General features: G+C 64.6%; 9 protein-coding genes. 8 read left to right on the forward strand and 1 reads right to left on the reverse strand.

Features of this window, described 5'->3' with window-relative positions; translation table 11 throughout:
* The first annotated feature begins 420 nt into the window (after positions 1 to 420).
* From AC0KW6_RS17790 to ureG, 8 genes are all read left to right on the forward strand, one after another.
* Positions 421 to 1,278: an urease accessory protein UreD gene (locus AC0KW6_RS17790; protein ID WP_474035559.1), complete on the forward strand. Its 858-nt coding sequence runs from the start codon at positions 421 to 423 to the stop codon at positions 1,276 to 1,278.
* 14 nt (positions 1,279 to 1,292) lie between these two features.
* A complete protein-coding gene (locus AC0KW6_RS17795) occupies positions 1,293 to 1,595 on the forward strand; it encodes an urease subunit gamma (RefSeq protein WP_474035560.1) in 303 nt (100 codons plus the stop codon).
* A 215-nt stretch (positions 1,596 to 1,810) separates the two neighbouring features.
* On the forward strand, positions 1,811 to 2,116 hold the full coding sequence (locus AC0KW6_RS17800) for an urease subunit beta (RefSeq protein ID WP_323778966.1): 306 nt from the start codon (positions 1,811 to 1,813) through the stop codon (positions 2,114 to 2,116).
* A 1-nt stretch (position 2,117) separates the two neighbouring features.
* Entirely contained in the window at positions 2,118 to 3,827 is a 1,710-nt protein-coding gene (ureC, locus tag AC0KW6_RS17805; protein ID WP_474035561.1) for an urease subunit alpha, read from the forward strand.
* Between the two features lie 149 nt (positions 3,828 to 3,976).
* Positions 3,977 to 4,201 (forward strand): DUF1127 domain-containing protein, encoded by a 225-nt coding sequence (locus tag AC0KW6_RS17810; protein WP_323778970.1) that lies wholly within the window; start codon positions 3,977 to 3,979, stop codon positions 4,199 to 4,201.
* Positions 4,202 to 4,232: 31 nt separating this feature from the next.
* Complete coding sequence (gene ureE, locus AC0KW6_RS17815) at positions 4,233 to 4,730, forward strand: urease accessory protein UreE (RefSeq protein WP_323778972.1); 498 nt, start codon at positions 4,233 to 4,235, stop codon at positions 4,728 to 4,730.
* The gene (locus AC0KW6_RS17820) at positions 4,720 to 5,367 is read left to right on the forward strand and encodes an urease accessory protein UreF (RefSeq protein ID WP_474035562.1); all 648 of its coding nucleotides are present in this window, start codon (positions 4,720 to 4,722) and stop codon (positions 5,365 to 5,367) included. The genes ureE and AC0KW6_RS17820 overlap by 11 nt, the downstream gene beginning before the upstream one ends.
* A complete protein-coding gene (ureG, locus tag AC0KW6_RS17825; RefSeq protein ID WP_474035563.1) occupies positions 5,364 to 6,053 on the forward strand; it encodes an urease accessory protein UreG in 690 nt (229 codons plus the stop codon). The genes AC0KW6_RS17820 and ureG overlap by 4 nt, the downstream gene beginning before the upstream one ends.
* A gap of 228 nt (positions 6,054 to 6,281) precedes the next feature.
* On the opposite strand, the gene AC0KW6_RS17830 is transcribed toward ureG, so the two are convergent.
* The coding region (locus AC0KW6_RS17830) for an IS3 family transposase (RefSeq protein ID WP_474035266.1) at positions 6,282 to 6,784 on the reverse strand (503 nt) is incomplete at its 5' end.

Consider the following 6,784-nt stretch of genomic DNA (forward strand, 5'->3'; position numbering starts at 1 on the left):
CGCGGCATAGCAGGGCCACACACAGGCTGCGCCGGATACTTCCTTCCATCCTGTGCAGCCGAAAAAGAAGTCCAACAGGGCGTGGCCGGGCGGTGGTTTGCCCGGCCAGGTCACTTGTTCAAAGCCGAATTCACATCGGCTGACCTGGTTCAGGAAGGACTGGCGTTTTGCGCAGCCCCCGGGCGTGTGCCCCGGTTCGCCGGGCATCTGGCGCCAGAAACACTGTGCACGTCGATTTGCCCTGCATCCGTGCAAAATTGGTGTTCCATGGTGCTGCTGCAGCAAGCCAGTCAGCGCAGTCTCATTACCGCCCAAATGGCAGGCACATCTTGATGCGGCCAGCCAATTTTCAGGCAGGCCTGCCCGCCGCAGCTGCGGATCCCGGCCGGACACTGGCAAATTCCCGGATCTGCCATCCCAATGAAACTGCAAATTTCCCGGGAGGCGAGCATCACCGCGCAGTCAGCCATAAGAAAATGCCCGGATCTGCCCCGCGCGATTGCCAGGGCAGAAGTTACCGTGCATGTGCCGGACGGGTGTTCGAGGCTGAAAACACTGCATCAGCTCGGAGCTCTGAAACTGCTGTTTCCGAAGGGCCGTCCGGATGTCGAGGCGATTGCGGTCAATACTGCTGGCGGCATCACCGGCGGAGATGATTTCCGGCTTTCAGCCACCGCCCTCGCGGATGCCGGCTTGACGGTTACCACCCAGGCAGCGGAACGCATCTACAGGGCGCTGCCGGGCCAGACCGCCCGGGTCGAAACCCGGCTCTGCGCCAAGGCCGGCGCCAGGCTGAACTGGCTGCCGCAGGAGACCATTCTGTTCAACGGCTGCGCCCTGCACCGCCGCCTGATTGCCGAGCTGGAACCTGGCGCGCAGTTTCTGCTGGTTGAGCCGTTTATCTTCGGCCGCGCCGCAATGGGTGAAACGCTGACGCATGCGGCAGTCCGCGACCGGATCGAAATCCGGCGCGGCGGCAGTCCTATCTACCTTGATGCCACGGCCCTTGCCGGAGATGCCGCCGCAATGCTGCAGCGGCGCGCAGTTGCGGGCGGCGCCGGCGCCATGGCCTCTCTTGTGCTGGTGGCGCCGGAGGCCGAAGTGCAGCTTGCTCCGCTGCGCCGGATGCTGCCGCAGACCGCAGGCGCCTCCTTGCTTGGGCCGGATCTTCTGGTGCTCCGCCTGCTTGCCCGGGACGGTTTTGCCCTGCGCCAATGCCTTGTTCCGGTGCTGGAGCGGCTGCTGCCCGCGGGGCTGCCGCGCACATGGATGCTTTGAAGAAGGATGAGCCGATGAATCTGACCCCTCGCGAAAAGGACAAGCTGCTGATCGCCATGGCCGCCGAAGTTGCCCGCAAGCGGCTGGCCCGCGGCGTCAAGCTGAACCACCCGGAGGCGATCGCGCTGATTGCCGATGCGGTGGCCGAGGGCGCCCGCGACGGCCGTTCGGTGGCAGAGATGATGGAGGCCGGCGCCCATGTGGTCGGCCGCGGCCAATGCATGGAAGGGGTGCCGGAAATGATCCGCGAAGTGCAGGTCGAGGCCACCTTTCCCGATGGCACCAAGCTGGTGACCGTTCACCAGCCCATCCGCTGAGACCCCGCCCGGTCCCGGCCGCCCCGGACCACCTGAGACAGGAGAATCACAATGCAGCTTTTACCCTTTACCGTCGCAGTTACTGCCCTTGCGGCGGGTCCCGCTCTGGCTCATGGCGGGGCACACGTCCATCCGCATGGGGCCGCCGGGCTCTGGCTTGGCTTTGCAGTGCTGGCGGCGCTTGCCGCAGGCGCCGTTCCGGCCTGGAGGCGGCAATGATTCCAGGAGCGCTGTTCCCTGCAGAAGGCAGCCTGACGCTGAATGCGGGCGCCGAAGCCATTACCCTGATGGTTGCCAACACCGGCGACCGGCCGGTCCAGGTGGCCAGCCATTACCATTTTGCCGAGGCCAACCCGGCGCTGGATTTCGACCGGGAGGCGGCCCGCGGCCGGCGGCTCGACATTGCTGCAGGCACCGCCGTGCGGTTCGAGCCGGGGCAGCGGCGCGAGGTGCAGCTGATCCCGATCCTCGGCAAGCGCCGGGTGTTCGGATTCAACCAGAAAGTCATGGGAGCGCTCTGACATGCCGGTACAGATCCCGCGCAGCGATTATGCGGCCATGTACGGCCCCACCACAGGTGACCGGCTGCGGCTGGCGGACACCGATCTGATCATCGAGGTGGAGCGCGACCTCACCACCTACGGCGAGGAGGTCAAATTCGGCGGCGGCAAGGTGATCCGCGACGGCATGGGCCAGGCACAGGCAACCCGCGCCGAGGGGGCCGTGGACACGGTCATCACCAACGCTCTGATCTTGGACTGGACCGGTATCTACAAGGCCGACGTGGGTCTCAGGGACGGGCGCATTGCCGCTATCGGCAAGGCGGGCAACCCGGACACCCAGCCGGACGTCTCTATCATCACCGGCCCCGGCACCGAGGTGATCGCGGGCGAGGGGCGCATCCTGACCGCAGGCGGTTTTGACAGCCACATCCATTACATCTGCCCGCAGCAGATCGAGGACGCGCTGCATTCGGGCATCACCACCATGCTTGGCGGCGGCACCGGCCCGGCGCATGGCACGCTGGCAACGACCTGCACACCCGGCCCCTGGCACATCGGGCGGATGCTGCAGGCCGCGGATGCCTTTCCGATGAACCTCGCCTTTGCGGGCAAGGGCAATGCCTCGCTTCCGGCGGCACTGGAGGAACAAGTGCATGCCGGCGCCTGTGCGCTGAAGCTGCACGAGGACTGGGGCACCACCCCCGCCGCCATCGACTGCTGCCTCGGCGTTGCCGATGCGATGGATGTGCAGGTGATGATTCATACCGACACGCTCAATGAATCCGGCTTTGTCGAACACACCGTGCAGGCCATCAAGGGCCGCACCATCCACGCATTCCACACCGAAGGCGCCGGCGGCGGCCATGCCCCGGACATCATCCGGATCTGCGGCGAGGAGCATGTGCTGCCGTCCTCCACCAATCCGACGCGGCCCTTTACCGTCAACACGGTTGAAGAACACCTCGACATGCTGATGGTTTGCCACCACCTGGACAAGTCGATTCCCGAGGACGTCGCCTTCGCCGAAAGCCGCATCCGGCGCGAGACCATCGCAGCGGAGGACATCCTTCATGACATGGGGGCGTTCTCGATCATCGCCTCTGACAGCCAGGCCATGGGCCGGGTCGGCGAGGTGATCATCCGCACCTGGCAGACCGCCGACAAGATGAAGAAGCAGCGCGGTCGCCTGGCGGAGGAGAGCGGCGGGAACGATAACTTCCGCGCCCGCCGGTATGTGGCGAAATACACCATCAACCCGGCGATCGCGCATGGGATCAGCCATGAGCTTGGTTCCGTCGAGGCGGGCAAGCGTGCCGATCTGGTGCTGTGGAACCCGGCGTTTTTTGGCGCCAAGCCGGAAATGGTTCTGATGGGCGGCACCATCGTCTGCGCCCAGATGGGTGACCCCAATGCCTCGATCCCGACGCCGCAGCCGGTTTATTCCCGGCCGATGTGGGGCGCCTACGGCCGCTCGGTGGAACATACTGCCGTCACCTTCGTGTCGGAGGCGGCACAAGCTGCAGGCATCCGCGGCAGCCTCGGGCTGGCCAAGCAGACCGTGGCGGTGAAAAACACCCGCGGCATCGGCAAATCCGCACTCAAGCTCAACAGCGCCACCCCGCGGATGGAGGTCCACCCGGAAACCTATGAGGTGCGGGCGGACGGCGAGTTGCTGAATTGCCTGCCTGCCGCCGAGCTGCCGATGGCCCAGCGATATTTCCTGTACTGAAATTGAGCACCGGGAGAAAAACATGAGCAAAATCACAGCACAGCAAGACCTTCGCCGCAGCCGGGCGGCGAAAAAACTGGCCCTCGCTGCCGACGCGGCATACCCCTTGTCTCAGAGGGAGGAGTTCACTGGAAAAGGAGTGATCTCCAATGGCAGCAATTTCACACATCATCACCGCCAGGCCGGAGGTGACGGCCATCCTGCGCCGCTGCTTTGCAGCCGCGGGCAATGCTTTGGTCGCCATTGCGGAAGCAGATTCCCGCATGCGCGCCGTGCGGCAGCTGAACGCGATGAGCGACGAGGAACTGGCGGAACGGGGCCTGAAGCGCGACGGAATCGTGCGCCATATCTTCTCGGACAAGTTCTACATCTGAGGCCGCTGGCCGCCGGCACAGGAGCGCAAGGATGACCGCGCCTGTGCTGACTGCCCGGGCATATCACAGCCATGCCCATGCCGCCGCCCCGGCGGACCGGGTGGTGCTGGATTACCAAGCCAGGTTCCTGCGCCGCAAGGTGCTGCAGACCGAAAGCGGCGGCCGCCTGCTGGTCGATCTTCCGCAGACCACTTCGCTGGAGCATGGCGGCGTGCTGGTTCTGGAGGACGGCGGCGAAGTTGCGGTTGCCGCCGCTGCCGAGCCGCTGCTGCAGATCACCGGTGCGTGGCTGCTGCGGCTGGCCTGGCATATCGGCAACCGCCATACCCCTTGCCAGATCGAGGATAGCCGGCTGCTGATCCGCCGGGACCATGTGATCCGCGCAATGCTGGTGCAGCTGGGCGCCACGGTGGAAGAGGTGACAGAGCCCTTCACCCCTGAAGGCGGCGCCTATGGCCACGGGCGCACCCATTCCCACGAACATGGCCATTCCCTTCATCATCGCCAGGAGCACGGCCATGAGCATTGAAACCGGGCCAGTGCTGCTGCTGCAGTGGCTGTCCCCTGCCTATCCGGTTGGCGCGTTTGCTTGGTCTCATGGGCTGGAAGCGGCAGTTGCCCGCAACGAGGTGGCGGACGGGGCGGGGCTGGAAGCCTGGCTGGGTGATCTGCTGCTGTTCGGCAGCGCCCGTGCCGACGCAATTCTGCTGGCCGCTGCCTTTCACGCCGCAAACGGGGCCGTGCTGGCAGAGGTGGACGCCACCGCCCGCGCCTTTGCCCCCTCGCGCGAGCGGCTGGCCGAAACGGTCGAGCAGGGCGCCGCCTTCTGCCGGGCCACGTCCGGGGTCTGGGGCGGCAGCCTGCGCGGTCTGACCTATCCGGTGGCTGTCGGCCGCGCGGCCTGCATGCAAGGGCTGCCGCTGGCGTTGACGCTGGAAATGTTCACGCATGCCTTGGCCGCAAACCTGATCGCGGCGGGCCAGCGGCTGCTGCCGGTTGGCCAGATCGAAGGCCAGCGCATTCTGAAAAACCTCGGCCCGCTGGTGTCAGATGCAGCGAAAAACGCATTGACGGCGGACCTGTCCGGCCTCTCCAGCGCCTGTTTTGCTGCGGATATCGCCTCGATGGCTCATGAAACACAATATGCAAGGATCTTCCGGTCATGACCTCACCCCATGGTCCATTGCGGGTCGGCATCGGCGGCCCTGTCGGCGCGGGCAAGACCACGCTGACCGCCCGGCTTGCCCGTTTTCTGTCGCCGCATCACTCGATCGGGGTGATCACCAATGATATCTACACCCAGGAGGACGCCGAGGCGCTGATGCGGATGCAGGTGCTGCCGCAGGACCGGGTGATCGGGGTCGAAACCGGCGGCTGTCCGCATACTGCAATCCGCGAGGATGCCTCGATCAACCTGGCTGCGGTGGCCGAGATGGAGCGGCGCCACCCGGATGTGGAAATTGTGCTGATCGAAAGCGGCGGCGACAATCTGTCTGCCACCTTCAGCCCCGAACTGGCCGATGTGACGCTGTACGTGATCGATGTCGCCGCGGGGGAGGAGATCCCGAGAAAGGGCGGGCCGGCGATTACCCGCTCTGACCTGCTGGTCATCAACAAGACGGATCTGGCGCCCCATGTCGGTGCGTCGCTTGCTGTAATGGCGCGCGATGCCGCCCGGATGCGCGGGTCGCTGCCCACCGTGTTCACTAACCTGCGGCAAGGGAATGGAGTTGGCGAAGTGCTTGGCCATCTCTCTGCAATCGGGGGCCTCACTTTCGCTCTGCATCTTGAAGAGCGTTCCAGCTGCAGAAGCGGGATTGCTGATTGGGTCCCTGACGCTGACGGCGCCTGAAGCAGTAACCCTGCAGGCCTTGACGCTGCGCAAGGAGCCCAAGGCCGGCGCCGGACGCTATGATGGATTGCGGCGCCACGCCCGGCCGCTCCGTCCCGCTCATTGAGGGTCGTTACCGGCCGCGGCCCTGGGGCGGTTTGAAACCCGCTCCGCAGACAGGCTTCAACGACTGCTCCGCCGACGGATGCTGGAGTTCGTCCCGATATCCGGACAGTTTGATTATTGACCCTATGCTGCGCTTTTCCAAGTCATGGTTTCGTAGGCTTGCGCGGGGGTTAGGTAGCCGATTGCGGAATGACGCCGCTGGCGATTGTAGAAGACCTCAATGTATTCGAAGATCGCCGCCTTTGCCTGGACGCGCGTTTTGAAGCGCTCCCTATGAACCAGTTCCTTTTTCAGTGATGCGAAGAAACTTTCCATTGGAGCGTTATCCAGGCATTCGCCCGTACGGCTCATGGATTGCGTGATGCGTGCCGCCCCGAGCAATTTGCGGTATTCTTCTCCTGCGTATTGCACGCCGCGATCCGAATGATGAATGAGCCCTGGAACCGGTCCACGGCGCCCCAGGGCCATGTTCAAGGCATCACAGCACAGTTCGGATCGTAGATGATCGTCCATTGCCCAGCCGACGATTTCACGTGTTGCCATGTCTTTGATAGCGGCGGCGTAGAGCCATCCTTCGTCCGTATCGACGTAAGTAATGTCAGCAAGCCAAACCCGGTTTGGAACGG

This window comes from Leisingera sp. SA215, assembly GCF_055902035.1.

Coding starts and splice junctions, on each gene's coding strand:
- ureE (WP_323778972.1), top strand. CDS start 4,233: ATGACCGCGCCTGTGCTGACTGCCCGGGCATATCACAGCCATGCCCAT.
- AC0KW6_RS17820 (WP_474035562.1), top strand. CDS start 4,720: ATGAGCATTGAAACCGGGCCAGTGCTGCTGCTGCAGTGGCTGTCCCCT.
- AC0KW6_RS17795 (WP_474035560.1), top strand. CDS start 1,293: ATGAATCTGACCCCTCGCGAAAAGGACAAGCTGCTGATCGCCATGGCC.
- ureG (WP_474035563.1), top strand. CDS start 5,364: ATGACCTCACCCCATGGTCCATTGCGGGTCGGCATCGGCGGCCCTGTC.
- AC0KW6_RS17790 (WP_474035559.1), top strand. CDS start 421: ATGAAACTGCAAATTTCCCGGGAGGCGAGCATCACCGCGCAGTCAGCC.
- ureC (WP_474035561.1), top strand. CDS start 2,118: ATGCCGGTACAGATCCCGCGCAGCGATTATGCGGCCATGTACGGCCCC.
- AC0KW6_RS17810 (WP_323778970.1), top strand. CDS start 3,977: ATGGCAGCAATTTCACACATCATCACCGCCAGGCCGGAGGTGACGGCC.
- AC0KW6_RS17800 (WP_323778966.1), top strand. CDS start 1,811: ATGATTCCAGGAGCGCTGTTCCCTGCAGAAGGCAGCCTGACGCTGAAT.